Origin of the sequence: Algoriphagus sp. 4150, from assembly GCF_031457395.1 — a bacterium.
Taxonomy (GTDB): Bacteria; Bacteroidota; Bacteroidia; order Cytophagales; family Cyclobacteriaceae; genus Algoriphagus.
Map to the genome: position 1 here is coordinate 1 of NZ_JAVDWS010000004.1, position 25,608 is coordinate 25,608.

Here is a 25,608-nt window from a genome sequence, read left to right on the forward strand (position 1 = left end):
GAGCATGAATATGAAAATTTAACTTCTTAGCGTTTTCTTACCCTTACCTAAAAATATAAAAATGAAGTGACAGAAAAATTATAAACATATGAAAAAAACACATGTGATAATTCTGGTTACTGTACTTCTTGGTAGTGTGGCTTATTTGGGATATTCCTCCCAAGAAGATCAGGAGGTAACCGCTGCAGCTGTAGCTACTCCCGCTACTCTTCCGGACTTTCCCCTTAATGATATAAACGGGGAGTCTTACTCCATTCACCGGTTGACAGAAAACACCCCTACATTGGTAATATACTTCAATTCTACCTGTCATCTGTGCCAAGAAGAGCTTAACGCCCTTTCTAAGAGAATTGAAGAATTTAAGGAGTATGCTATTGTTCTGGTGACAGTGGAACCTGTAGATGAGATGCTGGGCTTTGCAATTGGCCTCGGGATTAAAGATAGAGCCAATGTTCATTTTCTGCTGGACTCCAGGATGGATCTTGCCAGTTTCTATCAGATCAAAAATGTACCGTCTATTTATTGCTACAATTCTCAAAAACAACTGGTGGCAGAATATGTAGGAAATGCCAAAATGGATGTTTTATTGAAGAAATTGAAAGGGGATTAATTTTCAAAATAGTGCTTAGAATTGCTTAAAAACCATTTCCAGGCTGGAACGACAGCAATTCCTTCGAAGCTGTCTTCCTGATTATATGTGATGATAAAACCGGTGCTTAGTCCGGTTTCCTTCATTGCGTCTTTTATTCCGTTGACTTCCCTTTCAAGATTGTCTGGAGTTAATTCCCAGCAAACCTGTACTGCACCGATTATTTCCTCATTCCATTTGATGAGAAAATCGCATTCGGAATTTTTGGATCTGTAGTAATGGATCGTTTGAAATGACCTTCTCAAATGTAAATACACGAAGTTTTCCAGCCTTCTTCCTAGATCCTTGCTAAAGGAGAGGGAATTTGCTGAGGCCAATGCCGGATCTACGCAGAAGGCTTTTTTTGGATTAGCCACTTGCTTTCTGATAGATTGGGAGTACATCGGGATCAAGTCAAATAGGTAGCTTTCTTCCAAATAGTCACAATAATCTATCGCTGTACGGACGGATTTGATCTCTAGCAACTGCGCCATTTTCGAATAACTAAATTCCTTGCCTATGTTGGAAGCTAGGAAAACTCCCAACCGGATCAGTTGAGTTTCATTGGATATATTTCTTCTGACGGCCACATCACGAGTCAATACGTCACGCATCAATGTTCTTAAATATTCTTGATCTTGGTTTTGTAGATATTCAGGGAAACCACCCAATTGAAAATAGGATTCGAAACTGGATTCCTCCGGGGCGAGACTTTTATAGGTCAAAAACTCCGTATAGCTGAACGGGAATAATTCTATTTGTTTGTATCGCCCGGTAAGTCTCGTTCCAAGTTCACGACTGAGCATGCTTGCATTGGAGCCTGTGATGTACAGCGGTTGGTCTTTTTCATGAAGTGAGCGTGCAAAAACTTCCCAGCCTTCTACCCATTGAAGTTCATCCAAAAGGATAACTGCTTTCCCAAACTCATTCCGTAGCTCCTCCAGTTTAGGGAAATCCGTAGGCTCAAAGTTGACGAGTCGTGGATCCTCAAAATTAAGGTATAGCCCAGAGTGGTCTTGGGAAAAGCGATTACGTATCAAAATGCTTTTTCCGCAGCGCCTAACCCCGCTGACGATCACGATTTGATTCGCGTAGTCGGGTAAGGTTTCCTCCCGTCCAATTAGCTTTTTTTGAAGGAAATTCGCTTCTTGATCTAATATTATTTCCCCAAGTGTATGCTTTTGTATCATTTAAAATGCTGTAAATCAATATAAATGTAATATCTTGTATTTATAATACAAGATATCTTGTATTATAAATACAAGATATTTTATGATCGCAAGGGCCAGAAAGCACAACGGCCTTTTTGATAATGACTTTCATCTCTGTTCCAACTAATGAAAACTACATTTTTTCCTTACTTTTGACTGACCAAAAAAGCTGCATGTCACTCGAAGTATCCCAACTCACCAAACTATACGGTACTCAAAAAGCACTTGATGAAGTGTCATTTTCGGCATCTCCGGGAAGGATTCTGGGGTTTCTGGGCCCAAATGGTGCAGGGAAATCCACTACGATGAAAATCATTACCGGCTTTTTGTCCACTGATTCCGGGGATGTAAAAGTTATGGGGAAGGACGCAGTCAATTCGCCCAAGGAAGTCAGTCCGTTGATAGGCTACTTGCCGGAGCATAATCCGCTTTACCTTGATATGTATGTTCGGGAGTTTTTGGAATTTTCCGGGGGAGTATATGGATTGTACGGAGCGGCACTAGCATCCAGGACAAAAGAAATGCTGAATCGTACCGGACTGGAGCCGGAGCAGCACAAGAAAATCGGGCAGCTTTCCAAAGGCTATCGCCAGCGAGTGGGCTTGGCCCGCGCTTTAATTCATGATCCACAGGTGATTATTCTGGATGAACCCACTACAGGATTGGATCCCAATCAGCTGGTGGAGATCCGAAGTCTGATCCAAGAAGTAGCGAAGAATAAGACACTAATACTTTCTACGCATATCATGCAGGAAGTAGAGGCGATCTGCCATGATGTGGTCATTATCAACAAAGGAAAAATACTTGCTTCGGATTCCCTTTCCAATCTAAAATCCAACTCTGATGAAACGATTTTGATTCTGGAGACGGAAGAAGAGCTGGATCTTGAATGGTTCGCAAATGTGGGTAAGATAGATTTTGGTACTAAGGGGAGGGTGGAATTGCTGATTTCAACAACAGATCCTGCTTTAGCCAGAAAAGCTATAATACAAATCCTCCATGAGCGTTCGTTAAACTTGGTCAGCCTTAATCAAAGTAAAAAAAATCTGGAGTTGATTTTCCGGGAAATTACCAACGCCTAACTATGAAAAGTCTTTTTCTAAAAGAAATCAATGCCTTTTTCGGGAGCCTTCTTGGCTATCTGGTATTAGCATTGTTTCTCGTGGCGATTGGTATGATCGTGTGGGTTTTTCCGGAAAGCAGCGTGCTCGAATATGGATTTGCGGATTTGGAAGCCTTATTTACTTATACCCCTTATGTTTTCGTATTTCTTATCCCAGCTCTTTCTATGCGGGCCATTGCGGATGAGCGGAAAACAGGGACTTGGGAGCTTTTAAGAACTTCGCCTCTTTCTTTAGTACAGATTGTTTTGGCAAAATACCTAGCGTTGCTTTGTCTTGTTCTGGTGGCAATTTTGCCCACGCTTTTGTATTTCTATAGCATTATGCAGCTGGGAGAGCCCGTGGGCAATCTGGATCAAGCAGGTTTTTTCGGCTCTTGGATAGGTTTAATTATGATCGGAGCAGCGTTTGCAGCTGTGGGATTGTTTGCCAGCTCTTTGACTTCACAGCAAGTAGTAGCTTTCGTATTGGGCGTGTTTTTGTGCTTTGTCCTTTACTTTGGATTCTCTGCTTTGGCAGAGATGCAACTTGGGAATTTGTCGTATTGGGCAGCCGATTTGAGTCTAAGTTTTCATTACATCAACTTGAGTAGGGGAGTGATTGACTCGGTGGATTTGTTCTTTTTGATTGGTATGATTTGGTTGTTTTTGGGTGGGGCAGTTTTGGTTTTGAGAAATAAATGAAAGAGTCAACTCGACATAGCGCAAAGCCCTGGCTTCTTTTTTTTGGAGGAGTTCTAGTCGTTGTTTTGCTGGCGAACTTCCTGAATTTTCGTATAGATCTTACCGAGGAAAAACGTTATTCTCTTCATCCTGCGACAGAAGAGATGCTTGCTCAGGTGAGCAGACCACTTCATGTGGAGATTCTTTTGGTAGGAGAAAATCTCCCGGGGGGCATGCGTCGTCTGCAAAAATCCATTGAAGAGACAGTCAGAACATTCAATGCCTACAGTGCTGAAAAGATTACGTATTCCTATTTTGATCCCCTAAGTTTGAGGGAGGAAGAACGTGGAGATTTTATTTTATCCTTGACGGATTATGGCATCAACCCCACAAACGTATCCGTGATGAGGAATTCGAGTCAGCAAGCACAGCTGATTTTTCCGGGGATTTTGGTAAGTGACGAGGAATATGAGACAGGTGCTCTAATATTAAAAGGTGATAGAGGAATGGGCCCGGATCAGATTCTTAACCATTCTATAGAAAATTTGGAATTTGAATTGAGCAATGCCATTCGAAAGCTGATTTCGCCTGAGTCATCTTCCATAGCGATGATCATGGGACATGGAGAAATGAGTTCCGATGAGGGGTTCGGACTGGTGGAAGCATTGGACGGGGAGTTTGAACTCTTCAAAGTCCCGCTTGAGCAAGCTCAGAAGCCGGCAGATTTGGCAGGCTTTAAGCTGATTTTCGTTCAGGGCCCTAAAGAGAGTTTTACTGAGCGGGAAGTTTATCTGCTCGATCAGTATGTGATGGGTGGAGGAAATCTGATCGTAACGCTTAATGGAGTAGCGGTAGAAATTGAGAATGCTGGAGGGGAAGGAACCTTGGCCATGCCGGTAGATTTGGGTTTGGACAATTTGCTTTTTCGGTATGGTATCCGTGTAAACAAGGATTTGATTCAGGATCTGAATTTTGGATATATTCCCGTGATGGGTGGGAATTTTGGAGATCAGCAGCAAATGGTTCCTCTTCCGTGGCCATTTTATATCCAGGCAGGAAGAATGCAAGAACATGCGATTACCAAGGGATTGGATGTAGTTCAATTCCGTTTTGTGAGCAGTCTGGATACGGTGAAAGCCGATGGAGTCACCAAAACACCATTGATCTTCAGTTCTGATTTATCGAGGGTTTTGCCTGCCCCCGCTCGGGTTGCTTTCGCGGATATGGATCAGGAGCCCGATGTGGGCCTTTTTGGGATGAGAAATTTGCCACTCGTATATTTGCTGGAAGGGGAATTTACTTCCTTGTACAAAAACCGATTTCTTCCGGATGGTTTTGCGAAGGAGGACTTTAAAGGAAGTGGAAATGGAAAAGTGGTGGTGATCGGAGACGGAGATGTATTTCAGGCCCAAACCAATCTGGAAGATGGTGCTCCCTTAGCTCTGGGAGAGGATCCATTTAGTCAAACAACTTTTGCAAATAAGCTATTTCTGAAAAATCTAGTTCAGTACCTTGCCGAACCTGAAGGTATCATTGCGTCGCGAACTAGAACATTTCAAATTCGTCCTTTGAATAAAGTGAAGATTGCGCAGCAAAAAACTTTTTGGCAGGCATTGAATGTGTTGGCACCGGTGATGGTGTTGGTGATTTTCGGAGGGCTAGTCTGGTGGATTCGAAGAAATAAATACAGTTGAAATCGAGCATGTCGAAGACGACACACAACTTGTCCCGAACTTGCTTCGGGAGAGGGATGATTATTCACCGTGCGAGATTCCATGTGGCCTTTGAAGAACAAATTATAAGCACATGAAAAACAAACTAGCTGATTATTGCCCTTCTATTTCATTAATTTTTGAGAGATTCATTTATACGGGGGTTCGAATTAGATTTTATTTATAAATTTACCCCCATTCAAAAGTAAAAATAAATTAAGCCCTACGATATGAAATTTATTGTTTCCTCTTCTGCCTTATTAAAGCAGCTTTCGGCTATCAACGGTGTGGTGACAACCAATCCCGTAGTGCCAATTTTGGAAAATTTTCTTTTTGAGATCAAAGAGAGTCAGCTGACTATTACTGCATCTGATTTGCAGACTTCGATGATCACAGAAATCAGCGTGGAGGCCAAAGAAGATGGAAATATCGCAGTGCCTGCCAAGATTTTGATTGAGACGTTGAAAAATCTGCCTGAGCAGCCCGTGACTTTCAGTATCGATCACGATACTTATGCGGTAGAAATCAGTTCTGATAACGGCCGATACCGGTTGGCAGGTGAGAATGCTACCGATTTTCCGAAAATCCCTACCGTAAGCAATGCTACTTCTGTGGATATGTCTACAGAGGTTCTTTCTTCTGCAGTTTCCAATACCATCTTCGCTACCAGCTCTGATGAACTTCGTCCTGCGATGACTGGGGTTTACATCAATTTGAGCCCTACCAATACTACTTTCGTCGCTACAGACGGACACAGGTTGGTTAGGTATAGAAGAGTGGATATTGCTTCTCCGGAGGCTGCTACTTTGATTATTCCCCGCAAAGCATTGAACTTGCTGAAGTCAACTTTGCCTTCCGAGAATCTTCCGGTGACAGTGGAGTTCAACCAGTCGAATGCTTATTTCAACTTCAATAACATTAAGATGATTTGTCGTTTGATCGACGAGCGCTTCCCGGATTATGAGAATGTAATCCCTGCGGAAAATCCAAATGTGATGACGATTGACCGTCAGGAATTGTTGAGCTCACTTCGTCGTATTGCGATCTATGCGAATAAGACTACGCACCAGGTAAGGTTGAAACTGACAGGTAGCGAATTGATGATATCTGCGGAAGACCTTGATTTCTCCAATGAAGCAAACGAGAGACTATCCTGTGAGCATGATGGAGAAGACATCGAAATCGGATTCAACGCAAAATTCTTGGTGGAAATGTTAAACAACCTTTCATGCAAGGAAGTTAGCCTGAAGTTCTCTGCACCTAACCGTGCGGGATTGATTCTTCCTGCTGAGCAAGACGAAAATGAAGATATCCTGATGCTGGTAATGCCGGTGATGTTGAATAACTACGTATAATAACCACAATCCATAAAACGAAAAGCCCGGAGATTCCTTCGGGCTTTTTTTGCGACCTTTGAGGTTTTCAAAACCTTGAATGTTTTGTTGCCTTTAACAATCCTGAATAGCGTTGCACTTCTAGGGTTGACTTTTTAGAAGGGGTAGGTCTAATTTGAGTATATCAATCTTCCTATTTCGAGCACTCGAAGGTTTTTTTAGAATAAGACGATCTCCCCTGATAAGTACGATTAGCTCCTAGATGAAGCTATGAGGCCAAGTTTATGACTGCTTTTTACTTAAAATCCTCCAAGGCTATTTTTTGTTCGCAGAACCCGTATTCTCTGGGCTCATTGGAGCAAATCACCAAAATTCTATTCTTACCGTAGAGTGTGATCAGCTCTTGATACCATTCTATTCCTTTGCGATCAAGATTGGAAGTGGGTTCATCGAGAAACACCAGCGGAACGTCCGAAAAAAGTGCCAAGCCCAGTTTCAAGCGTTGCTTCATGCCGGAAGAAAATTGGCCAACCGGCTTTGAACTGTGCTGGGTAAGATATAATTGTTCGATGATTTCCTTCGAAGAAATTCCATCCAAGGGTTTCTTAAACTTGAAATGAAAATCGAGCAATTCCTCCAGACTGAATTCTTCCGGTACCTCCATGTAGGGAGCAGAAATTGTCAAGATGGAAAACCAATCAGTTTCTGAAATTGATTTTCCATCTTGCAAATAATCAATTTTGCCGGAAGTGATCGGTATTGCGCCACACAGGCATTTGAGCAATGTGGATTTTCCGGACCCATTACTTCCTGTGATAGCCAGGGAATTTCCCTGAGATAGCTCAAGGGTTAGATTTTTAAAAATCCATTCGTATTGGAAGCGTTTGGAAGCTTCTTCTAAGTGGATTTTCAGCATGGTTAATTGATGTATCCTTTCATTACACCGCGTTCGGAGGAGCGGATGAAATTCAAAATTTCATCTCTTTCTTTCGTGGCAGGAAGATTTACTTCGATTTCTTCCAATGCTCGGCTATTGTTCATGCTGTTTAGGAAAAGGTAGCGATAGACTTCCTGAATGTGGGAAATAGATTCACTTGAAAAACCTCTTCTTCGTAGACCCAAAGAATTAACCCCTGCATATGAAAGTGGCTCACGGGCTGCTTTTGTAAATGGAGGGACGTCTTTTCTTACCAGAGATCCTCCTGAAACCATTGCATGCATGCCGATTTTCACAAACTGGTGAACTGCACTGGATCCACCTACAATAGCCCAATCATCGATGGACACATGGCCGGCAATTTGCACTGAGTTGGCGATAATGACATGGCTTCCTATCACACAATCGTGTGCTATGTGCACATATGCCATCAAAAGGCAGTGACTTCCGATGACGGTGGTTTGCTTTTCTACAGTGCCCCTGCTTATGGTGACACACTCTCTGATCGTAGTGTTGTCACCGATCATGACTGTGGAGTCTTCTCCCTGGAATTTTAGATCCTGAGGGATACCTGCAATTACTGCTCCCGGAAATATCTTACAGTTTTTTCCAATACTTGCGCCGGAAAAAATAGTGACGTTTGGTCCGATCCAAGTATTGTCGCCAATAGTGACATTCTCACCGATCATAGTGAATGGATCGATTTGAACGTTTTTTCCGATTGTGGCCTTAGGGTCAATATGGGCTAAAGGGCTGATCATGATTCTTTTCGGGTTATGCTTGCTGTCATTACGGCCTCACATACCAGTGTATTACCTACATAAGCTTCACCGCGCATTTTCGCTATGCCTCTTCTTATCGGGGCCAAAAGTTCACATTTAAAAATTAGTGTATCACCTGGAAGTACCATTTTTCTAAACTTACAGTTTTCGATTCCCAGAAAATAAGTCCAGTAATTCTCAGGATCATCCACTGTACTTAATACTAATATCCCACCTGTTTGAGCCATCGCCTCTACCTGTAGTACACCCGGCATTACGGGATTGGCGGGGAAATGTCCCATAAAGAATGGTTCGTTGATCGTTACATTTTTTACTCCAGCTACTACAGTATTGTCAAGATAAATGATCTTGTCAAGTAGCTGAAACGGATATCTGTGCGGCAAAATATTGCTGATCTGGTTGATATCCATTACCGGAGGAAGTTTTGGGTCGTAATATGGAATGTGCGAAGTAGCTGACTTTTCCATAGCACGTTTTATTTTTTTTGCGAAAGCGACATTGGCTGCATGACCGGGTCTTGCTGCCATGATCTGGGCTTTCAGCGGGCGGCCCACCAGAGCCAAGTCCCCAACGACATCCAATAATTTGTGCCGCGCAGGTTCATTGCGGTAGCGCAAGTCCACATTATTCAAAATGCCTTCCTTTCTTACCTCAACTTTTGGCTTGTTAAACATTTTGGCCAAATGAACCAATTCTTTTTCCTCTACTATTCTATCCACCACTACGATTGCATTGTTCAAATCCCCACCTTTGATAAGGTTAGAATTGTAGAGCATTTCCAGCTCATGCAAAAAGCAAAAAGTACGACAAGAAGCGATCTCCGATTTGAATTGGCCGATGTCAGTAATCGAGGCATGTTGGCTTCCCAATACCGGGGAGTTGTAATCCACCATCACTGTCACACGATAGTTGTCAGTAGGTAGAGCTACCATTTCTACTTCACGGGCAGAATCTTTGTATTGGATGCTTTCCTGCACTTCGTAAAATCTGCGAAGTGCATTTTGCTCTTCAAGCCCTGCATCTTCCAATACTTCAATAAACTGGATAGACGATCCATCCATAATAGGAGGCTCTGGTCCATCCAGTTGAATGAGTACATTGTCGATTTCCAAGCCGACCAAAGCCGCCAGCACATGTTCTACAGTATAGACCCTGGCTCCATTTTGCTCCAAGGTGGTTCCTCTGGATACATCTACCACCAAGTCGCAATCTGCATCTATAGTAGGTCTTCCTTCCAGATCAATTCGCTGAAACTTGTAGCCATGGTTGGGGGGAGCAGGTAGAAATGTCATATTGGAAATCACTCCGGTATGTAGGCCCACGCCGGATAATTCCACCTGCTTTTTAATGGTGTGTTGTTTTACTTTCATCTGATTTTTGAACCGTTCAGCATGCTAAAGGCTGCAAATTTACTGCTTTTTTTCTAGTTCTCTTATTCGGTCCTCTATCGCTTCTAGGTTTTTGAAGATAGAATAGGATTTTAGGAAGTTTTTCATGTCAATACCCATGTACCCAAACAAAGTGGTTCCCGGTTTGGACACTGACTTACTGATGCCTGTATTTGCGCCTACTGTGGTGTTATCTGCAATTTTTAGATGGCCTACGATTCCCGCTTTTCCTGCTATTATACAGTTGTTTCCGATCACTGTGGAGCCTGAAATGCCCGCCTGGGAAGCTATGACTGTGTTTTCTCCAATAATCACATTATGGGCGATTTGGACTAAGTTGTCTATTTTTGCGCCTCTCTTTATTACCGTGGATCCCATCGTAGCACAGTCAATAGTGCTGTTTGCGCCCACACTTACATTGTCTTCCAGAATTACGTTTCCGATTTGAGGTATAGCTTTGTATGTTCCATCTTCCTGGGGAGCAAAACCAAAACCATCTGAACCAATTACTGCTCCGGGATGTATTTCACAATTGTTGCCTATTACGGTGTCTGCACAGATTTTTGCACCGGCATGAATTATCGTGTTGTCACCTATCTGCACACGGTCACCGATGTGTGCATGACTATGTAGCTTAACCGACGTTCCGATTTTGCAGTTTTTCCCTATGTAAGAGAAAGCACCTCTATAAGCCTGCTCCCCAATCTGGGAACTGGAATCTATGAAACTCGGCTCTTCGACTCCTACTAAGCTGCTTTTCATTAGCATAGCATAAGCCTCTAGTAATTTTGTGAAACCCGAGTAAGCATCTTCTACCCTAATCAAGTTGGTTTTTAGGGATTTGGTAGGGATAAAGTCGCTGGAGACAATAACTGCCGTAGCTTCCGTGTCATAGATGAATGGAGTGTATTTTTCATTTGCCAAAAAACTTATGCCTCCTTGCTTGCCTTCTTGGATTTTGTCCAGTCGGGTTACTTTTTGGTTTTCGTCGCCTTCTACTTTTCCCTGTAGGATTGCAGCAATTTGTCCGAGGGTGAATTCCATAAACAATATAAATGGAGTTAATGATTTAAATTTAGGCTTTTAGCCATACATATGTAATGTTTCTCCACGATTTTACTCATGACCTTTATGTTTGGCAGATCCGCCGCCTGAGCTACATCAATTACCTTTCCCTTTTTTGTCAAAATATTAATTCTGTCTTTGGTAAGGTATCCATAGTTACTTACTGCTCCGTGAGAAAAGAAATAATCAAGGTCTTCTGTAGGGATTTTAAGTTTATCTATAGTTTTTACTTTCATCCGTGCGATTTCATCCGCAGAAAAAGGCTCCGTAGTCAAATTGATCTTGAAGAGATTGCGGGTCAAAAACATTCGGGAAATATTTCTCAGTACATAATCCGGGTGGTTTTTCCACAGTTTCACTGCCCCCCAAATATCCAAATCATCCATTTCGAGGAACAATCGTAAATATTCGGGATTAGTTCGAAAGTCCGCCAAAGTTACGTTCTGGTTCAAAAAGAAATCAAATTCTTCCGTGATTGTCAAGCGGACACCTGACTGACGTAGAAATCTCGCGCGCTGGATTAGCTTGATAAGCATTTTCTCAGCACTGACGGTAGTTTTATGCAGATATACTTGCCAATACATCAATCGACGTGCACTCAGGAAATTTTCAATAGAGTAAATTCCTTTTTCTTCAATGACCACTTGATCATTTTTCACATCCATCATCTTGATAATGCGGTCTGCTCCGATAGTGCCTTCTGATACTCCTGTGAAAAAGCAGTCGCGCTGCAGGTAATCCAATCTGTCAATATCTAACTGACTGGATACTAGTTGGTAAAAGAATTTCCGTTCGTATTGATTCTTAAATATTCTTAAAGTAAGGTCAAGTTTGCCACCAAACTCCTGATTGAGGAGTTCTATAGTAAGAAGAGAAAGTTCCTCATGGGGTATGCCCTTGAGTAAGCTATATTCTAAGGCATGTGAAAAAGGTCCATGTCCAATGTCATGCAAAAGAATAGCGATTAGTGCCGCTTCGTATTCCCCGTCTGTGATTTCAGTGCCTTTTATTCGTAGATTGTCTAGCGTAATGCTCATCAGGTGCATTGCCCCAATCGCATGATGAAATCGGGTATGGAGAGCTCCGGGATAGACAAAATCAGTCAATCCCAGTTGTTTTATTCTCCGCAAACGTTGGAAATAAGGATGGTCAATAATCGTAAAAATCAACTCGCTTGGGATCGTGATAAATCCGTACACCGGGTCGTTTAGTATCTTTTGGCTTTTCAAGGAGGCCTTTTTTGTTTGACTCAAAAGTAATTATAATTTTAAAAGAAACGGAATCTAAAATGTCTCAAAAATTCAACATACTCTGGGCGGACGATGAAATCGACCTGCTCAAACCACATATTCTTTTTCTCGAACAGAAGGGGTATGCGATCACTACGGTCAATTCCGGCGTGGACGCTATCGAAGAGGTAGAGCAAAAAAACTTTGATGTAATCTTCCTTGATGAAATGATGCCTGGGATGACAGGTCTGGAAACACTCCAGCAAATCAAGCAAATGAAACCTCAAGTCCCTGTAGTAATGATCACCAAAAGTGAGGAAGAGCACATCATGGACGATGCGATTGGCGGGAAGATTGCGGATTATCTGATCAAGCCGATCAACCCAAACCAGATTTTGCTTTCGGTGAAAAAGCTTCTTCAAAACAAGCAATTGATCGACGAACGCACGACTCAAAGCTATCAGCAAGATTTCATGAACATCAGTATGGCTTTCGGCGATGCTGAAGACCATCAGGATTGGGCCGATATTTACCGCAAGTTGACCTATTGGGAAATGCAAATTGACGATACGGAAAATAAGAACATGCTTCCCGTATTGGAGTCTCAGAAAATTGAAGCCAATGCCAATTTTTCCCGATTCATAAAAGATAACTATCTGGACTGGATGGAGGAGAAAAATCAGACCAAACCTCTGCTTTCCCATCATGTGATGAAGAAGAAGGTTTTTCCCCAACTCAAAGAGAAGAAGCCTCTTTTCTTCATAGTAATCGATAATTTCAGACTGGATCAGTGGGAAGATATAGAGTCAATCATTGCTCCTTATTTTAATCTGAAGGACAAGGATACTTATTATAGCATCTTGCCTACCACCACAGCTTTCGCTAGAAATGCGCTTTTTAGCGGAATGATGCCTATGGATATGGCGAGGTTTTATCCCAACTTCTGGGAGGATGAAGATTCGGATGAGGGGAAAAATAATTTCGAGGAAGAGTGGCTGAAGATCAACTTGGAAAAAAACAGACTATCCATCAAATCCAGCTACAACAAAATTATTCAAGCTCATCAGGGAAAAGCCGTTTTGGAGCAGTTCCATACTTTTCTTCAAAACGATCTCAATGTGCTGGTCTATAATTTTGTGGATATGGTTTCACACGCTAGGACGGACATGAAAATGATCAGGGAATTAGCTCCAAATGAATCTGCCTATAGGTCGCTGACTACCAGTTGGTTTGAGCATTCTTCTTTGTTTGAACTGCTTAAAAAAATCCATGATGCAGGATCTGAGGTGATCATCACTACTGATCATGGCACTAAGCGGGTGAACAAGCCGTATAGAATCATCGGAGATAAGAATGTAACTACCAATCTGAGGTACAAGCAGGGGAAAAACCTGAATTTTGAGCAGGGTAAGGTGTTTGAAATCAAAAAACCTGAAGATGCGAAGTTGCCGAGGTTGAATGTTTCTTCCACGTATGTTTTTGCTGTGGAGGATTATTTCTTTGCGTACCCCAATAATTACAATTATTATGTGAACTTTTATAAAGACACTTTTCAGCACGGAGGTGTATCTTTGGAAGAAATGATCATACCTATCGTTCATTTGTCACCAAAATAATTGAGCAGTTGACCCAGTTCACATACGAGCTAGATGAGATTGAAAAGGCCGCACATGCTGTAATAGAAGCGGCTGCTGACGAGAAAGTTTGGGTGTTTCAAGGCGAAATGGGGGCGGGTAAAACCACTCTGGTTAAGGCTTTGTCCAAAGCTTTTGAAGTTACCGATCAAGTAAGCAGTCCCACGTTTGGGATCGTGAATCATTATGAAAATCCAAGTGGTGAGATTATTTACCACTTTGATTTTTATAGGATGGATGATCCCGCAGAAGCCTTGGATATCGGAATAGAAGAGTATTTTTATAGCGGAAATTATTGCTGGCTTGAATGGGCTGAGAAAATTGCATCCTTTTTGCCTGAGAAGTTTTTCCTCATTCGGATCAGTAATGATTCCGAAACAAAACGAACCTTGAACCTACAACATATCCAAGATGCCAGCTGAAATTGATCAATTAACTGCTGTGGGACTTATACCAAAAGAATCGCCTGCCAAGGTTAGAAAGAAAGGCCAATCTTTGGTAATTGGCTTACCCAAGGAGGCTTCTGATCAGGAGAAGAGAGTAGTGATCACGCCTGAGTCCGTTGGTTTGCTTTCAAACAACGGGATTAGTGTAGTCGTGGAGGCGGGGGCCGGCTTGCAATCCAAGTTTTCGGATCAGGATTTTTCGGATGCCGGTGCAAAAGTCACAAATTCGAAGAAAGAGGTATTTGAATCCGGGGTGGTGCTTAAAATTGATCCGCCCACAGAAGAGGAGCTGAGCTATATGAGTATGGGCAGCTGCTTGATATCAGCATTGCAGCTCGAGCGGCAAAGTCAGGAGTTTATCCAGACACTAAACCAGAAGAAAATCACCGCGGTAGCGTTTGAATATCTGGAAGATAAGGTAGGGGGGATGCCTGTAGTGAGGGCGATGTCAGAGATAGCCGGCAGTACCGTAATGCTTATTGCCGCAGAATATCTTTCCAGCGAAAATAACGGTAAGGGACTGATCATGGGAGGAGTCACAGGAGTACCACCAACTCAAGTGGTCATAATCGGAGCAGGGACTGTTGCAGAGTATGCAGCTAGAACAGCCTTGGGCTTAGGAGCTAATATTAAGGTTTTTGATAATCATATATATAAACTCAGAAGACTAAAGCAGCTGCTTGGGCAGCAGATATACACCTCTACAATTGATAATTTCAGCTTGAATCAGGCACTTTCCGAAGCAGATGTAGTGATCGGAGCCTTGCGGGCAGAGAAGGGCAGAAACAAAATTGTAGTATCTGAGGAGATGGTCGCCAATATGATGCATGGAAGTATCATTATCGATGTGGCCATCGATCAAGGGGGGTGTATAGAGACAGGAAGAATGACTTCACACGAAGATCCTGTATACCAAATCCATGATATTACCCATTATTGTGTGCCTAACATTGCTTCACGCGTAGCACGAACGGCCTCTTATTCTCTAAGCAATATTTTTACTCCTATTATTCTTCAAATGGCTGATTTGGGAGGTGCTGAAGAAATGATATTTAACTACAAATGGTTTTTGCGGGGAGTTTATACTTATCGGGGAAGCCTGACCAATGCCTATTTGGGTAGGAAATTTGGCATCAGTCATAAGGAGTTGCAGCTGTTGCTAGCTGCAAGATACTGATGGTACTAGGAGAGTAAATTTTGACGAAGTAGAAATTCCAACTGATCATTGGATTTGATCAGCGCTTTGGTCAGTTTCTCGTTTTCACGGCGAAGCTGGAGGATTTCATAAGCATTTTTGATGACTGTACGTAAATAGTCTTCTTCCCAGGGTTTTGTCAGGTAGTGATAAACCTGTCCTTTATTGATTGCGTCAATGACTGCCTGAATGTCTGTATATCCTGTGAGTAGAATTCTTATTGGGTTAGGATGGATTGGGATGATGGATTCCAGAAATTCCACACCGGACTCCTCAGGCATTCTTTGATCGGTAATGATGATATCCATTTCCTCCTGATCGAGGATCTCTCGTCCGTCTTTCGCATTGATTGCGAGAAAAATTTTATAATCTCTTCTGAAAGTTGCCTTAAATGCCTGAAGATTGTTGTCCTCATCATCTACATAAAGAATTCGTATTTTTTCTGCAGGCTTACTTTCCATAATACAAAAGTCTAAAAAAAAAACTTCAATTCTACACGATTACTTATTGCATTTTCAAAATAGTCTTTTTTTTTCTTACCCATTTCACTGTTAAAATTCTTGAGAAACCCTATGGATAGGGTTTGATCCGTTAATTTTGGGCAATTCTAACTTCAGATCCTACAGTTAGACGGCTCTTATGTCTATTTAAAGTTCTGAAGAGCTGTCCTGTTAAGTCACTGAAATTCAGAATAAAAAAAATGACCGGTGACTTTGGGGCCTAGGTAGAAGAAAATAAAAGAAAATTATTCATTTATCATTAACTGATTTATTGCACTTTAGTGATTTATTACTCACTCCATATCAAAGCCTTTTTAGGTATATTTCAATGTCAAAACTAATGGATGCTTCTACTAAAGAAGTGTATAAGCCGTTGATATTAAGTGCTTCAGATGAGGTGTCGAACAGTGTCATACAAGAGCTGAAAAATGACACCACATTACTTATTCATGATGAGATTAGGTCGCAGGTAGGTGATTTAATCAAACTCAGAAACCCTCAAAAGAAATATCCCCCACTTGAACTGGATGAGGCAATTACAGATTTTTTTGGAAGCCAATCTATTTCGGATTTTGGTAATTGGGTGTATTATCCTTGGCGACATTGCCTCGTTCACATGCTTCCTGAGGAAGAGTTTGTGACGGTAAGGACGGTCAGAAACAAATATGTAATCACCGAAGAAGAGCAAAGAGAGTTAGCAGGCAAAAAAATCGGAATAATAGGGCTTTCGGTGGGACAGAGTGTAGCGTTAACGTTAGCTTTGGAAAGGGGATGTGGAGAACTTCGATTGGCAGATTTCGATACGCTGGAACTTAGCAATCTGAATAGGATTCGCACAGGAGTTCATAATTTGGGAGTAAAGAAGTCGGTAATTGCAGCACGTGAAATAGCCGAAATAGACCCTTATCTGAACGTAGTTCTTTATAGTGAGGGTGTTCAGGATGACAATATTCATGATTTTTTCACAAAGGGAGGTGATTTGGATTTATTAATAGAAGAGTGTGACAGCTTGGAAGTGAAAATCAAGAGTAGAATCAAAGCAAAGAAACTGGGGATTCCGGTGCTGATGGATACCAGCGATAGGGGAATGATTGACATAGAGAGATTTGACAGAGAACCGGAGCGCCCCATCCTTCATGGATTGCTACGGGAGTTTGGTGACGAGTCCGGCCTTGTTGCTGAAATCTCAAATCAGTATCCGGAGATTTTAATGGCTCTTTTGGATTTTAATAAACTGTCCTCAGGAGCTCAGCAAAGTATTCAGGAAATTGGAAAAACAATAACTTCTTGGCCACAGCTAGCTTCTTCAGTAATATTGGGAGGAGGGGCTTGCGGATATTACTCCAGAATGATTCTTCTTGGGAAAGAAATTCACTCCGATAGATATTATGTAGACTTAGAAAAGATCGCAAATTTTAGCCATGGAAGTTAGGGTAAGAGTAATAAGAGTTACTGAGGACGCTGAGGCTACAGAAAAGTATATTGAGGGACATTTAAAAGTTCTTGAATCTTATGGAGTCACTAAGGTTACCTCGGCAGACAGATCATGGATAGACAATCCAAATACGTACCTGATCCTATTTGAATCCATGGATGATTTTAGGGTTTTGGGGGGCGGTCGTGTTCAGCTTAGAAGTGAGGGATATCCTCTACCCTTAGAAGATGCGATTTCGGAAGTGGAACCTCGTATAATTGATTATATGAGTCAGTTCGGGGAATTGGAAGTTGCTGAGTACTGTGGTTTATGGAATAGTAAGGAAGTAGCAGGATATGGGATAGGAAGCATATATTTGGTGAAAGTGGGGGTTGCCATTGCCTCGCAATTCAATCTAAAAAAAATATTGGCTTTGTGTTCACCCGCTACAGTACGTATATCAAAAAAAGTCGGTTATGAAGTGATAGAGACGCTGGGGGATAAAGGTACTTTTTATTATCCAAAAGAAGGATTGATTGCTACAGTACTGGCCATAGAAGATATTACAAATTTGCCAACTGCGGATAGTTCTGAAAGAGAATTTATTTTCCAGCTTAGAAATAACGTGGTTCACCAAAAATTGGAAACAGGCCCCAAAGGAGATATGATGGTTAGGTTTGATTTAATCGCAAATAAGAATTCTGCCGACCAATGAAGAAGTCAAATATCGCTAGTTTCCTCATTGCCATTGTTATATTTTTTATCATCATTCTACCGCTGTCTAAGTACTTGGGCATATTTGGCAACAATGAAGTTCATCAGGTAGACCATTATTTTGTTTTCGAAGATAAGATCAAAGGTGATTATAATTGGAATCAGGAATATGATAAACTAGAGTTTAAGGAGTACGGTATTGTTGATTTAGGAGTGCAAAATGATACGGTGTATATTGGATTGGATTTAAGTTCTAATTTAATGGGTACAGCGGGCTTGTATTTCCTTGAAATTAATAATCCGTCATTCAGAAGTGTTGAGTTATACAGAGTCAATTCGGAAGGAGTTTTGGTTTTCTGTGCGCAGGAGGGGACCGAATTTGTGAATTCTAATGACTTTGGCAATCCAAATCCTACTTTTGAAATTCAGAATTCAGAAAATTGGTTGCCATATGTGATATTAAGGATAAGTGCTTCCGAACCTATCCGGTTTACCGGATTGCTTACTTCGGAAAGCAACTTTCATTCAAGTCTCAATAAGAGGACCGTTTTTATTAATATCTATATAGGTATTATGCTCGCCTTGTTTTTTTACAATCTATTCCTGTATTTTTCCGTCTTGGATGTCTTGTACTTATACTACAGTATGTATGTGCTGTTTATAGCATTAGCCCAACTTTCACTTTCCGGGCACTCCTATTGGTATTTTCTCTATCAGAATCCACTCCTTTATGAGATTAGTATCATAGGATTTACTTCCATAGCAAGTGTGTTTGCCATTCCGTTTGTACGTAACTTTTTAAGTACTAAGGAGCGATTGCCTTTTTTTGACTGGATATTGAAACTGTTATGGACTTCTTATCTAACTGCTTTTGTGTTAAGGCTCTTGGGAGCTGTCAGTTTAAGCTATCGGATTACGGATATAAATGGTTTTCTGGTCGTTATAATATTTTTCTCTATTGCGATATTATTGGTGCGAAAGAAGATTCGTTCTGCTTCATATTTTCTGATTGCCTGGAGCTTCTTCTTGTTGGGGATCGTTTTCTATATCCTACAGACCCAAGGCTACTTTAATTTGGGTTTTTATGCTAATTTACCTATGCTCATAGGAACTGCATTGGAGGCTATCTTGCTTTCTTTAGCCTTGGCGGACAAGATCAATATACTTAAAAAGGAAAATGAAAAGGAGCATGCCGAACGACTGAAAGCCCTTGCAGAAAATGAGCAGTTGGTTCGGGAGCAGAATGCAATGCTTGAGGCAAAGGTGAGAATCCGAACTGACGAATTGGAACAAGCGCTGCGCAATCTGCAGAATACACAGAGCCAACTTGTCAATCAGGAAAAGATGGCGTCTCTTGGGCAGCTGACAGCCGGTATTGCCCATGAAATCAATAATCCGATCAACTTTGTGAGTTCTAATGTCATGCCGCTGAAACGGGACATCAAGGATATTATGGAAGTGGTCGCATTTTATAGATCAACCGGTGAAAAAGAATTTACCCCGAAGTCTCTAAAGGAAGCAAAACAACTGGAGGAAGACCTGGAACTTGAGTATGTGCTGACGGAAGTGGATCAATTGCTTAAGGGAATGGATGATGGGGCAAAGAGGACTGTAGAAATTGTAAAGGGACTCAGACTGTTTTCGCGGGTAGATGAGCAGGATATGAAGAAAGTGGATCTTCATGACGGACTAAACAGCACACTAATTTTGCTTAATAGTACCATGCCTACCAAAGTTCGGATTATTCGGGATTTTGCAGAGTTGCCCTTGGTGGAGTGTTTGGCAGGTAAGATCAATCAGGTGTTTATGAATATTATAAATAATGCCGTACACGCCTTGGCTGATCATATTGATACTGTTGTGGATCCCATAATCGAACTTCGGACAAGAGCATTGAAGGATATGGTTACTATTGAGATCATGGACAATGGCCCCGGTATGCCCGAACATGTAAAACAAAGAATTTTTGAGCCTTTTTTCACAACAAAAGCTGTTGGTAAAGGAACAGGTTTGGGGCTTTCAATAGTTTATTCTATTATTGAAAGCCACAAAGGAACACTGGAAGTAATCACGGAAGAGGGCCAGGGAACTACATTTAAAATCACACTTCCTATTTATCAAAGTATGCAACGCTATGAATGATAAAATTCACGTCCTCTATATTGATGATGAAGACAATAATTTAAAGTCTTTCAGAGCTACATTAAGAAGGGATTTTAAGATTTTTACGGCCATAGATGCTGACGAAGGATTGAGGATTGCCAGAGAGGAAGAGGTGCATGTGGTGATAGCTGATCAGAGAATGCCAGGAATGACAGGCACGGAGTTTTTTGAGGAACTGGTCAAGTTCAATCCGGATCCTATACGTATTTTGCTTACTGGATATTCGGATATAGCATCCGTGATAGATGCAATCAACAAGGGGGAAGTATATAGATTTATAGATAAGCCTTGGAATATAGAGCAGATCAAAAACTCAATTAAGAATGCTGCAGATATATACTTTATGCGGCGTGAATTGAAGGATAAGAACCAGAAACTCAAAAAACTCCATTCTGAAATGAACCAGTTTGTTTACAGTTTGTCTCATGAATTGAGAGGGCCTTTGATGAGTATTTCAGGAGTCTCAAAACTGGCCAAAATGGAACTTAAGGACCCTGAGGCGATGGAGTATTTTGACATGATAGACAGTGCTACAGGCAAGCTGGATGATTTTATCTATAAAATGCTCGACTTCTATAGATCCACCAAAATTGACAATAAAATATCCGAAATCAATTTTAAGGACGTCGTCGATCAGGAATTAAGTGCCTATAAGGCTAAGATTGACATCGCTCATATCAATGTGGCGATACAGATCAACCAAGAATATGCTTTCTACTCCGATGATGCCAAAATTCGGGTAATCATAAATAATCTCTTTAGCAATTCAGTTCAATTCCAGAAATCGGGGGATAGTGAAAAAAGGATAACCCTGACTATTGTAGTTGGAGAGACTGAGGCTACAATTGTCTTGGAAGATAATGGTATAGGGATAGAAGAAAAACATCATCCAGAGGTCTTTAATCTGTTTTCCCGGGCCACCCAGAAGAATGTAGGGACAGGCCTAGGGCTCTATATGGTGAAGGAGGCAGTGGAGCAAATGGGAGGGAAAATAGATTTGGATTCTGTGTTCGGAGAAAAGACCACTTTCAAAGTTACCTTGCCAAACATGAAATAATGGACGGTTTGTGGGCAATTTCGCTCTAAACTGTATCTTTGCACGAGCTTTGTGAGAAGCCTCACTTTTTATCAACTAATTCACGATATTATGATTAATCCCTGGCATGACGTCAACATTGGGAAAAATGCCCCTGAATTCGTAACAGGTGTAATTGAAATACCTAAGGGCAGTAAAGGAAAGTACGAACTGGACAAGAAAACAGGGATGCTTATGCTGGACCGTGTGCTCTTCTCTGCGGTGCATTATCCTGCAAATTATGGATTTATTCCACAGACCTTCTGCGAGGATCATGATCCTTTGGATATTCTGATTATTTCTCAAATAGACATTCCTTCCATGTGTCTGGTAGAAGCCAAAGTGATCGGTGTGATGCGGATGATCGATGGTGGAGAGGCAGATGATAAAATAATAGCCGTAGCTGCCGGCGATCAGTCTGTAAATTACATCAATGATATCGATGATCTTCCTCCACATTTGATGAAAGAGGTTCACAGATTCTTTGAAGATTATAAAAAGCTCGAGAACAAGGAAGTGAAAGTAGAAGACTTCCTGGGCAAAGAAGATGCGATGCGAATCATTCAAGAAAGCGTGGATCTATACGATGCAAATTTTCGAACCAGAAAATAAAACAGAAGCCTGAGATTGATCTCAGGCTTTTTTGCTTTTCACCTTTTGCTTCCCAGCTTTCTTGGTCAAATAGGCAATTAAGTCTTTGTAGGCTTCATGTTCATGATTGGATACAGAGATGGATTGTCTATCCGAGAAAGCTATAGTCACCTGACGGAATTCTTTTTTATTCGCAAGTATGATTTCCTCTTCCCAGGCAAGAATTTGCGAGACCGGATAAGTTTTGGAATAGCCTCTCAAGGGTAATTTGACAATGATCTGATCCCTTCCTGCAGTAATAAACCGAAAGCCTGCCAGCATTTTCACCAGAAGCATCAGAATTACCAGTGTGATCAGCGTGCAGGCAATCAGATAAAACCAGATCCCAAAGCTTCCTATGTAGGTAAAATCCCTAAGGATATACACCAAACCCGAAATCAGGATGAGTAGTACTAGACTTAATGAAATGTACGTGGATACTTTTGGTTTAATGACCAGCATGGGGATTTCGGAGTTCTATTATTTTCACTCGTGCAAAAGTCTCCAAATCCTTGAAAAAAGCGAAGAATATCACTTGAAATTCTGCGTCTTTCTCAAGTAAGGAAAGATGTGCCATTTCCATTTTGGATTCGAAGCGGGTTCTGCGGGACATACCTGTGAGCGTTTCTCTGATCCCGTCAATCTCCCCATACTTCATCAGCCAATTGTCTTGCTTCATCCAGTGAAACATGCTTGCAAAGCGATCGGGAAAAAGATGATGGTAACGGTTTAGGGTGAAATAGGTGTTTTGGATAAATTCTTCCAGAGGGATTTTGGAATAAGCCTCCCAGTTTCTCGCAAGGTAGTAGTCAAAGAAAATATCCGTGATCACCGTGGCATAATGTCCGAATTTCGGTCTTAAATAACTCTGTCCTGCGTGAACCAGCGGATGTGTGTCCGTAAATTTGTCTATTGCCCGATGTAGCATAATCCCATTCTGGACTTCTTGCGGAAAGGTATTTATCATCTTTCCTTTTACAAAATCCCCGATGAAGTTACCCACAAGAACTTCATCCTGACCAAATGATAGATAAGCGTGGGCTAGGTAGTTCATTAGCGGTGGTGATAGAAGAAACTCGTGATGTTTTTATTAGTTTCGTCTAAAATACGGATTGATGCCCAATATCACGGAAGAATTAACTAAAGGACTGAAACTGCTGAGGATAGAATGGCAGGAAGATCTCGCCCAATACAAGCAGAAATTTTTGAATTCCTCACTCGCAGAGAAGAAAAAAGAAGGAATTACCTGGCATCCGGTTCATCTGAAAAAAAGTAAAATTGGGATGGGCGAGCGGCTATTGGTGGAGGTGGAGCGGCTAGACTCTACTCATGCTTCAGCTTTTAATTCCGGTAAATCTGTCACATTTTTCAGCACCCATGAGTCTTATAATGCTGCGGAAGACCGGGTTAATGGTGTGGTCAATTTTGTAAGGCAAAACACCATGACAGTAACTTTGCAGGCCGATGAGTTGCCTGAGTGGATGCACGGAAGTAAGCTGGGGGTGGATTTGCTCTTCGATGAGGCTAGCTATAGAGAAATGGAGTTTGCGATGAAGAAAGTGATTTCATCAGAAAACGGGCGATTGGAAGAATTGAAGGATATTTTGCTGGGTGAGAAAGCTCCACGTTTTTTTGATAAGCACATTGCACCAAAGTACAACCTCAATTTTTCACAAAACCAAGCCTGTGAACTGATCGCAAATGCCAAGGACGTAGCTGTGGTACATGGGCCTCCCGGAACCGGAAAGACGACTACACTGATCGAGGCGATCCAAGATTCCGTGATCGCCGGAGAATCGATTCTGGTGTGTGCACCAAGTAATGCTGCCGTGGATTTGCTCGTGGAGAAACTGATCGATCGGGGAATAGAAACTCTGCGCTTAGGTCATCCTGCGCGTGTAGAGGAGAAAATCCTAAATCAGACACTTGATGCTAAAACGGCTTTTCATTCCAGCTATAGGGATCTTAAAAAGCTCCGTAAAGAAACAGATCAATACCTGAAACTGGCCAAGCAATACAAACGCAGCTTTGGGCATGAGGAGCGGGCACAGCGGAAGCTGATGTACGGAGAGGTTTCCCGACTACGGGAAGCTTCCAAATCGCTTGAGGAATACATTCAGTACGATATCTTTCAGAAGACTAAAATATTTGCAAGCACACTTGTGGGCGCTTCCTCTTATAGCCTAAAAGGGATGGAGTTTGATGTGGTATTTATAGATGAAGCTGCGCAGGGATTGGAGGCAGCAACTTGGATTCCGATCCTGAAGGCCAAGAAGGTAGTGTTTGCCGGTGATCATTGTCAGCTTCCGCCCACGATCAAGTCCTATCAAGCAGCAAAAGATGGACTTGCCGAGACGCTTTTTGAGAAAGTGATTTCCGGAAAATCACAAGCGACACAGATGCTACAGGTGCAATACAGAATGCCCGAAGTGATTATGGGCTTTTCGAATGAGCAGTTTTATCAGGGAAGATTGATTGCCGATGAAAGCACAAAAGCTCATGTGTTTTCTGAAGACGAAACCTTCATAGAATGGATCGATACCGCCGGAGCGGGATATTCGGATCAGCAGGAGCCGGAGAGTCTGAGTACATTTAATCCTGAGGAAGCCCTTTTTGCGGCTAGCTATCTAAATGAGCTGGTGGGAAGAATTGGTGTCGCTGATTTTCTCGAAAAAGAGTGGAGCATTGGTTTGATAGCTCCTTACGGTGCGCAGGTACGTAGATTGCGTAGCTTGATTTTTGACTCGGAAGATTACCCTAATCTGCATGCCGTTAAAGAACTGATTACGATAGATACAGTGGATGGTTTCCAAGGTCAGGAGCGGGATCTGATGATGATTTCCCTTACCCGCTCCAATGAGAAAGGGGAGATTGGCTTTCTTTCAGATGTGCGCAGAATGAATGTTGCGCTAACCAGAGCAAAACGAAAATTGGTTTTGATCGGGGATAGCAGTACACTGGGGCAGCATCCCTTTTTCGATAAGTTGCTTCAGTATTTTGAGAAGCATGAAGGGTACAGAAGTGTTTGGGAGTTCCTTGCTGATTGAAAGATTGAAAAATTCTAAATCGTGAATTCACAAATCATTGGTAGGCGATCACTAAGCATGATCCAATCCTTAAAAAGGGGGACTTCTTTCTAAATGCACCATTAAAATTCTAGGTAACAATCTTCAAATTTTGTAATTTTGCAATCTTATTTCTGCTCAATTTTTAGAAATAGAATTCCTGACCCGGTAATGATAGCTCAGCGTGCTGAGAATATCTCCATAAGCATCTGCCGCTTTCGATTGCTCATCGGAGACCTTCTTTCCCAGCAGTCGGCAAAGCAATAAGCCATAAACTCCATTCAGGCAGATTTGGATTTCGCTGCCCAGAACTAGTCCTTCAGCCTGCGTCACTGCTTCCAAAATAAATGGTTTGGCTTTTCCGAAAACTTCAAAGTAGGTAAAGTCAGTTTTCAGGAGTCTCCAGTGGAGTTGTGCCAATTCCCCTACGAGTTTGTTCAACTCATCCAGATGCCCTTGCTCCAAGATGTCCTGAGTTTTCATTTGGTCCAGAAGTGTCAAGTACCAATCTGCTATCTCTTTTTTTTCATCCTCCGAGACGGGATACTTTTCTACTACGAAGGTTTTGATTTCATCTGCATTCCCTTGATAAGACCGGATCAAATCCTCCATTTGGTACATGTAGATAATGTATTCTGCTATATTTTGGGACTTCTTGTTTTCGGCTACTGACTGCATCGTGTTGGGGTTTGAAGGAGCAAAG

The 25,608-nt window shown here is 41.8% G+C and carries 24 protein-coding genes; 14 read left to right on the forward strand and 10 right to left on the reverse strand.

Features of this window, described 5'->3' with window-relative positions; all coding sequences use genetic code 11:
* Positions 1 to 88: 88 nt before the first annotated feature.
* Positions 89 to 610, forward strand: a complete 522-nt coding sequence (locus J2X69_RS07715) for a redoxin domain-containing protein (RefSeq protein ID WP_310101044.1) — start codon at positions 89 to 91, stop codon at positions 608 to 610.
* Here the strand turns inward: J2X69_RS07715 and J2X69_RS07720 are convergent.
* Positions 607 to 1,818, reverse strand: coding sequence for an ATP-binding protein (locus tag J2X69_RS07720; RefSeq protein WP_310101047.1), 1,212 nt, complete (start codon positions 1,816 to 1,818; stop codon positions 607 to 609). The genes J2X69_RS07715 and J2X69_RS07720 overlap by 4 nt on opposite strands.
* 194 nt (positions 1,819 to 2,012) lie before the next feature.
* On the opposite strand from J2X69_RS07720, the gene gldA reads away from it, so the two are divergent.
* From gldA to dnaN, 4 genes are all read left to right on the forward strand, one after another.
* Positions 2,013 to 2,921: a gliding motility-associated ABC transporter ATP-binding subunit GldA gene (gldA, locus tag J2X69_RS07725; RefSeq protein ID WP_310101050.1), complete on the forward strand. Its 909-nt coding sequence runs from the start codon at positions 2,013 to 2,015 to the stop codon at positions 2,919 to 2,921.
* 2 nt (positions 2,922 to 2,923) lie between these two features.
* Positions 2,924 to 3,643 carry a gliding motility-associated ABC transporter permease subunit GldF gene (gene gldF, locus J2X69_RS07730; protein WP_310101053.1) on the forward strand — a complete coding sequence of 240 codons (720 nt, stop codon included), beginning with the start codon at positions 2,924 to 2,926 and terminating at the stop codon, positions 3,641 to 3,643.
* Positions 3,640 to 5,316 (forward strand): gliding motility-associated ABC transporter substrate-binding protein GldG, encoded by a 1,677-nt coding sequence (gene gldG / locus J2X69_RS07735; protein WP_310101056.1) that lies wholly within the window; start codon positions 3,640 to 3,642, stop codon positions 5,314 to 5,316. The genes gldF and gldG overlap by 4 nt, the downstream gene beginning before the upstream one ends.
* Before the next feature lie 248 nt (positions 5,317 to 5,564).
* Positions 5,565 to 6,689: a DNA polymerase III subunit beta gene (gene dnaN / locus J2X69_RS07740; RefSeq protein ID WP_310101059.1), complete on the forward strand. Its 1,125-nt coding sequence runs from the start codon at positions 5,565 to 5,567 to the stop codon at positions 6,687 to 6,689.
* A gap of 274 nt (positions 6,690 to 6,963) precedes the next feature.
* Here the strand turns inward: dnaN and J2X69_RS07745 are convergent, their stop codons facing one another.
* Genes J2X69_RS07745 through J2X69_RS07765 form a run of 5 tightly spaced genes read right to left on the reverse strand, consistent with a single transcriptional unit; the run spans position 6,964 to position 12,069 of the window.
* Positions 6,964 to 7,584: an ATP-binding cassette domain-containing protein gene (locus J2X69_RS07745; protein ID WP_310101062.1), complete on the reverse strand. Its 621-nt coding sequence runs from the start codon at positions 7,582 to 7,584 to the stop codon at positions 6,964 to 6,966.
* A 2-nt stretch (positions 7,585 to 7,586) separates the two neighbouring features.
* Positions 7,587 to 8,366: an acyl-ACP--UDP-N-acetylglucosamine O-acyltransferase gene (gene lpxA / locus J2X69_RS07750; protein WP_310101066.1), complete on the reverse strand. Its 780-nt coding sequence runs from the start codon at positions 8,364 to 8,366 to the stop codon at positions 7,587 to 7,589.
* A complete protein-coding gene (locus J2X69_RS07755; protein WP_310101070.1) occupies positions 8,363 to 9,757 on the reverse strand; it encodes a bifunctional UDP-3-O-[3-hydroxymyristoyl] N-acetylglucosamine deacetylase/3-hydroxyacyl-ACP dehydratase in 1,395 nt (464 codons plus the stop codon). The genes lpxA and J2X69_RS07755 overlap by 4 nt, the downstream gene beginning before the upstream one ends.
* 39 nt (positions 9,758 to 9,796) lie before the next feature.
* Entirely contained in the window at positions 9,797 to 10,819 is a 1,023-nt protein-coding gene (gene lpxD, locus J2X69_RS07760; RefSeq protein ID WP_310101075.1) for a UDP-3-O-(3-hydroxymyristoyl)glucosamine N-acyltransferase, read from the reverse strand.
* Positions 10,820 to 10,836: 17 nt separating this feature from the next.
* Positions 10,837 to 12,069: an HD domain-containing protein gene (locus tag J2X69_RS07765; protein ID WP_310101078.1), complete on the reverse strand. Its 1,233-nt coding sequence runs from the start codon at positions 12,067 to 12,069 to the stop codon at positions 10,837 to 10,839.
* A gap of 59 nt (positions 12,070 to 12,128) precedes the next feature.
* Here J2X69_RS07765 and J2X69_RS07770 point away from each other — a divergent pair, with 59 nt between their 5' ends.
* The 3 genes from J2X69_RS07770 to J2X69_RS07780 are packed head-to-tail and all read left to right on the forward strand — an operon-like array spanning position 12,129 to position 15,326.
* Positions 12,129 to 13,685: a bifunctional response regulator/alkaline phosphatase family protein gene (locus J2X69_RS07770; protein ID WP_310101082.1), complete on the forward strand. Its 1,557-nt coding sequence runs from the start codon at positions 12,129 to 12,131 to the stop codon at positions 13,683 to 13,685.
* A gap of 8 nt (positions 13,686 to 13,693) precedes the next feature.
* Positions 13,694 to 14,125, forward strand: coding sequence for a tRNA (adenosine(37)-N6)-threonylcarbamoyltransferase complex ATPase subunit type 1 TsaE (tsaE, locus tag J2X69_RS07775; protein ID WP_310101085.1), 432 nt, complete (start codon positions 13,694 to 13,696; stop codon positions 14,123 to 14,125).
* The gene (locus J2X69_RS07780; protein WP_310101088.1) at positions 14,115 to 15,326 is read left to right on the forward strand and encodes an alanine dehydrogenase; all 1,212 of its coding nucleotides are present in this window, start codon (positions 14,115 to 14,117) and stop codon (positions 15,324 to 15,326) included. Before tsaE ends, J2X69_RS07780 begins: the two co-directional genes overlap by 11 nt.
* 5 nt (positions 15,327 to 15,331) lie before the next feature.
* Here the strand turns inward: J2X69_RS07780 and J2X69_RS07785 are convergent, their stop codons facing one another.
* Positions 15,332 to 15,805 (reverse strand): response regulator, encoded by a 474-nt coding sequence (locus tag J2X69_RS07785; protein WP_310101092.1) that lies wholly within the window; start codon positions 15,803 to 15,805, stop codon positions 15,332 to 15,334.
* 379 nt (positions 15,806 to 16,184) lie between these two features.
* Here J2X69_RS07785 and J2X69_RS07790 point away from each other — a divergent pair, with 379 nt between their 5' ends.
* From J2X69_RS07790 to J2X69_RS07810, 5 genes are all read left to right on the forward strand, one after another.
* Entirely contained in the window at positions 16,185 to 17,276 is a 1,092-nt protein-coding gene (locus J2X69_RS07790; protein ID WP_310101095.1) for a ThiF family adenylyltransferase, read from the forward strand.
* Positions 17,266 to 17,973, forward strand: a complete 708-nt coding sequence (locus J2X69_RS07795; RefSeq protein ID WP_310101098.1) for a hypothetical protein — start codon at positions 17,266 to 17,268, stop codon at positions 17,971 to 17,973. Before J2X69_RS07790 ends, J2X69_RS07795 begins: the two co-directional genes overlap by 11 nt.
* A complete protein-coding gene (locus tag J2X69_RS07800) occupies positions 17,970 to 20,114 on the forward strand; it encodes a 7TM diverse intracellular signaling domain-containing protein (RefSeq protein WP_310101101.1) in 2,145 nt (714 codons plus the stop codon). Before J2X69_RS07795 ends, J2X69_RS07800 begins: the two co-directional genes overlap by 4 nt.
* Entirely contained in the window at positions 20,107 to 21,192 is a 1,086-nt protein-coding gene (locus J2X69_RS07805) for a hybrid sensor histidine kinase/response regulator (RefSeq protein WP_310101104.1), read from the forward strand. Before J2X69_RS07800 ends, J2X69_RS07805 begins: the two co-directional genes overlap by 8 nt.
* Before the next feature lie 90 nt (positions 21,193 to 21,282).
* Positions 21,283 to 21,822, forward strand: a complete 540-nt coding sequence (locus tag J2X69_RS07810) for an inorganic diphosphatase (protein WP_310101107.1) — start codon at positions 21,283 to 21,285, stop codon at positions 21,820 to 21,822.
* A 21-nt stretch (positions 21,823 to 21,843) separates the two neighbouring features.
* Here the strand turns inward: J2X69_RS07810 and J2X69_RS07815 are convergent, their stop codons facing one another.
* Together J2X69_RS07815 and J2X69_RS07820 are read right to left on the reverse strand one after the other, a co-directional pair.
* Entirely contained in the window at positions 21,844 to 22,302 is a 459-nt protein-coding gene (locus tag J2X69_RS07815) for a hypothetical protein (RefSeq protein ID WP_310101110.1), read from the reverse strand.
* Positions 22,289 to 22,894, reverse strand: a complete 606-nt coding sequence (locus J2X69_RS07820) for an ACP phosphodiesterase (protein WP_310101113.1) — start codon at positions 22,892 to 22,894, stop codon at positions 22,289 to 22,291. Before J2X69_RS07820 ends, J2X69_RS07815 begins: the two co-directional genes overlap by 14 nt.
* Before the next feature lie 61 nt (positions 22,895 to 22,955).
* Here J2X69_RS07820 and J2X69_RS07825 point away from each other — a divergent pair, with 61 nt between their 5' ends.
* On the forward strand, positions 22,956 to 24,887 hold the full coding sequence (locus J2X69_RS07825; protein WP_310101116.1) for an AAA domain-containing protein: 1,932 nt from the start codon (positions 22,956 to 22,958) through the stop codon (positions 24,885 to 24,887).
* Between the two features lie 156 nt (positions 24,888 to 25,043).
* On the opposite strand, the gene J2X69_RS07830 is transcribed toward J2X69_RS07825, so the two are convergent.
* On the reverse strand, positions 25,044 to 25,583 hold the full coding sequence (locus tag J2X69_RS07830; protein WP_310101118.1) for a DUF4924 family protein: 540 nt from the start codon (positions 25,581 to 25,583) through the stop codon (positions 25,044 to 25,046).
* Positions 25,584 to 25,608 lie beyond the last annotated feature (25 nt).

Bases quoted from the DNA above. Each gene is read 5' to 3' on its own strand.
- J2X69_RS07715 (WP_310101044.1), top strand. From the start codon at position 89: ATGAAAAAAACACATGTGATAATTCTGGTTACTGTACTTCTTGGTAGT.
- J2X69_RS07720 (WP_310101047.1), bottom strand. From the start codon at position 1,818: ATGATACAAAAGCATACACTTGGGGAAATAATATTAGATCAAGAAGCG.
- gldA (WP_310101050.1), top strand. From the start codon at position 2,013: ATGTCACTCGAAGTATCCCAACTCACCAAACTATACGGTACTCAAAAA.
- gldF (WP_310101053.1), top strand. From the start codon at position 2,924: ATGAAAAGTCTTTTTCTAAAAGAAATCAATGCCTTTTTCGGGAGCCTT.
- gldG (WP_310101056.1), top strand. From the start codon at position 3,640: ATGAAAGAGTCAACTCGACATAGCGCAAAGCCCTGGCTTCTTTTTTTT.
- dnaN (WP_310101059.1), top strand. From the start codon at position 5,565: ATGAAATTTATTGTTTCCTCTTCTGCCTTATTAAAGCAGCTTTCGGCT.
- J2X69_RS07745 (WP_310101062.1), bottom strand. From the start codon at position 7,584: ATGCTGAAAATCCACTTAGAAGAAGCTTCCAAACGCTTCCAATACGAA.
- lpxA (WP_310101066.1), bottom strand. From the start codon at position 8,366: ATGATCAGCCCTTTAGCCCATATTGACCCTAAGGCCACAATCGGAAAA.
- J2X69_RS07755 (WP_310101070.1), bottom strand. From the start codon at position 9,757: ATGAAAGTAAAACAACACACCATTAAAAAGCAGGTGGAATTATCCGGC.
- lpxD (WP_310101075.1), bottom strand. From the start codon at position 10,819: ATGGAATTCACCCTCGGACAAATTGCTGCAATCCTACAGGGAAAAGTA.
- J2X69_RS07770 (WP_310101082.1), top strand. From the start codon at position 12,129: ATGTCTCAAAAATTCAACATACTCTGGGCGGACGATGAAATCGACCTG.
- J2X69_RS07780 (WP_310101088.1), top strand. From the start codon at position 14,115: ATGCCAGCTGAAATTGATCAATTAACTGCTGTGGGACTTATACCAAAA.
- J2X69_RS07785 (WP_310101092.1), bottom strand. From the start codon at position 15,805: ATGGAAAGTAAGCCTGCAGAAAAAATACGAATTCTTTATGTAGATGAT.
- J2X69_RS07790 (WP_310101095.1), top strand. From the start codon at position 16,185: ATGGATGCTTCTACTAAAGAAGTGTATAAGCCGTTGATATTAAGTGCT.
- J2X69_RS07795 (WP_310101098.1), top strand. From the start codon at position 17,266: ATGGAAGTTAGGGTAAGAGTAATAAGAGTTACTGAGGACGCTGAGGCT.
- J2X69_RS07800 (WP_310101101.1), top strand. From the start codon at position 17,970: ATGAAGAAGTCAAATATCGCTAGTTTCCTCATTGCCATTGTTATATTT.
- J2X69_RS07805 (WP_310101104.1), top strand. From the start codon at position 20,107: ATGAATGATAAAATTCACGTCCTCTATATTGATGATGAAGACAATAAT.
- J2X69_RS07810 (WP_310101107.1), top strand. From the start codon at position 21,283: ATGATTAATCCCTGGCATGACGTCAACATTGGGAAAAATGCCCCTGAA.
- J2X69_RS07815 (WP_310101110.1), bottom strand. From the start codon at position 22,302: ATGCTGGTCATTAAACCAAAAGTATCCACGTACATTTCATTAAGTCTA.
- J2X69_RS07820 (WP_310101113.1), bottom strand. From the start codon at position 22,894: ATGAACTACCTAGCCCACGCTTATCTATCATTTGGTCAGGATGAAGTT.
- J2X69_RS07825 (WP_310101116.1), top strand. From the start codon at position 22,956: ATGCCCAATATCACGGAAGAATTAACTAAAGGACTGAAACTGCTGAGG.
- J2X69_RS07830 (WP_310101118.1), bottom strand. From the start codon at position 25,583: ATGCAGTCAGTAGCCGAAAACAAGAAGTCCCAAAATATAGCAGAATAC.